At 42.6% G+C, this 1697-nt stretch carries 1 protein-coding gene; it reads right to left on the bottom strand.

Features of this window, described 5'->3' with window-relative positions:
- Positions 1-741 precede the first annotated feature (741 nt).
- On the bottom strand, positions 742-1578 hold the full coding sequence (locus tag GJU41_RS24410; RefSeq protein ID WP_249043014.1) for an IS110 family RNA-guided transposase: 837 nt from the start codon (positions 1576-1578) through the stop codon (positions 742-744).
- Between the last annotated feature and the right edge of the window lie 119 nt (positions 1579-1697).

The raw sequence follows: 1697 nt of genomic DNA, 5'->3' as shown, positions 1-1697 counted from the left end.
GAGCCTCCTGATATGAACGAAACTGTCAAGGCTCCTCCCGCAGACCTTTTTTTGGACATCTTTAAGAAGAGAAGCGTTTTAAGCTTCTTTTCGTAAGAGATAAAGCCATCCTGGCTAGATAATCTTCTTCTTTAGCCTACCTACTAATCTGAGGGTGAAACCCTTTTTCAGCTAAAGAAGCGTGAACTCTTCCTCCTTTTCTTCGAGTAAGATTGAAGGTAAGAACACGGCACGAAGGCAAAAATCTCAACTGCGGTTAGCACTCTGATATTCGTGGGTTTTCACATTTTATCTTTCCGTATAAAGGACTGTTCCACTAACTCGGCGCGTGCATTCATCTCTTTCGACTTAGCACAGAGGAGGCACGTGGGTTTTCCTTTCCGGTTTTCTCTTTGCCTTCGAGCCCTATTCTCATTCTTCAATTTTTCTGTACAATACATTATGAACTGTGAGATACGATCATGAATTTGTGTTAGGTAGCTCTTCTACTTCCTGCATCACCGCCCAGATAAAGCCGGCTAATTCTCTCGCAACTGCCGTTACAGCCTTACCCCCGTTTTTCCCTTTGGACAATAACCTGTAATATTTCTTGTGAAGACGATTTTGTGCTTTCCATGAGATGGATTGAATGGCTGGTGATTGACCGTTTATACGCTTCTTAAGTTCTCCCTTTACAGCTGGCTGATAGCGATAACTCCACGCCGATTCAACAAGTAAGCGCCGAACATGTCGATTCCCTGTTTACGTAATGTTTCCTTGTTTTCTTTTTTCTCCACTTGAATATTCGCTAGGGATCAATCCAACGTAGGCCATAAATTGTCGGGGGGTTGAGAAACGCTTAAAAGAACCAATTTCAGCTACAATACTTGTCGCCGTAATAAGCGCTATTCCTCTTAATGATTGAAGAGCTTGAACTTTTTCGGCATGTATCCCTTCTTTTGCGTGAATGTTAATTTCTTCTTCTAATCGCAGGATGCGCTGTTTCAGTTCTTTGAGCTGATGATAATATTCTTGAAAGACCACTCGCAGATGAACATTCTCAAATTTCACCTTATCCAGCCAATGAAAATATTTTACTGTCCATTTATTTACTCCAGCAGGAGGCTTCAGATCATTCCGAAGTAGAAATTTACTTAATCGGTGTTTGGCCCTTAACTCATCTTCTTTTGCGTCTTCTCTACAACGGACAAGGTCTCGTAATGCTTCATCATCCGGGTTTGGAATATAAATGGAAGTTAACTCGGCTACACGATATAATTGAGCCAATCGAATGGCATCCCGGCGATCCGTTTTGATGCGCTCTCCGGGCTTTTGAGGGATGAGCGATGGAGCAATTACCTCACAATGAATCCCCATATCCGATAACAGCCTGTATAAGGCATAACCTGTCGGGCCAGCTTCATAACATACGCGAAGATTTTCGGCCTTTCCCAACTTTTTCATGACCTTTTTTACGGCCTCCGGTGTATGGTCAATCACTCCCCAGTATCGAGGTGCATCGCGTCCCTCTTCTGCGATCGCGACCGCAATTTTTTCTTTTGATACGTCTAAACCTACGTATTTCATGGCATCCTTCATAATAACTAGCTCCTTCCGTAATGTAGCTCTGATTTGGTTTTCATTTTGTGAAAACAGTTTAACCAAATTAACCTACGATGTTACGAGTAAGGAGCTAGTTTCGTTCATGATAACTCGGC

The organism is Metabacillus idriensis, assembly GCF_009674765.1.
GTDB lineage: Bacteria > Bacillota > Bacilli > Bacillales > Bacillaceae > Bacillus_P > Bacillus_P idriensis.
Note: the sequence above shows the minus strand (reverse complement) of the source record. Positions and strands in the feature narration are given on the sequence as shown.

Bases quoted from the DNA above. Each gene is read 5' to 3' on its own strand.
- GJU41_RS24410 (WP_249043014.1), bottom strand. From the start codon at position 1,578: ATGAAGGATGCCATGAAATACGTAGGTTTAGACGTATCAAAAGAAAAA.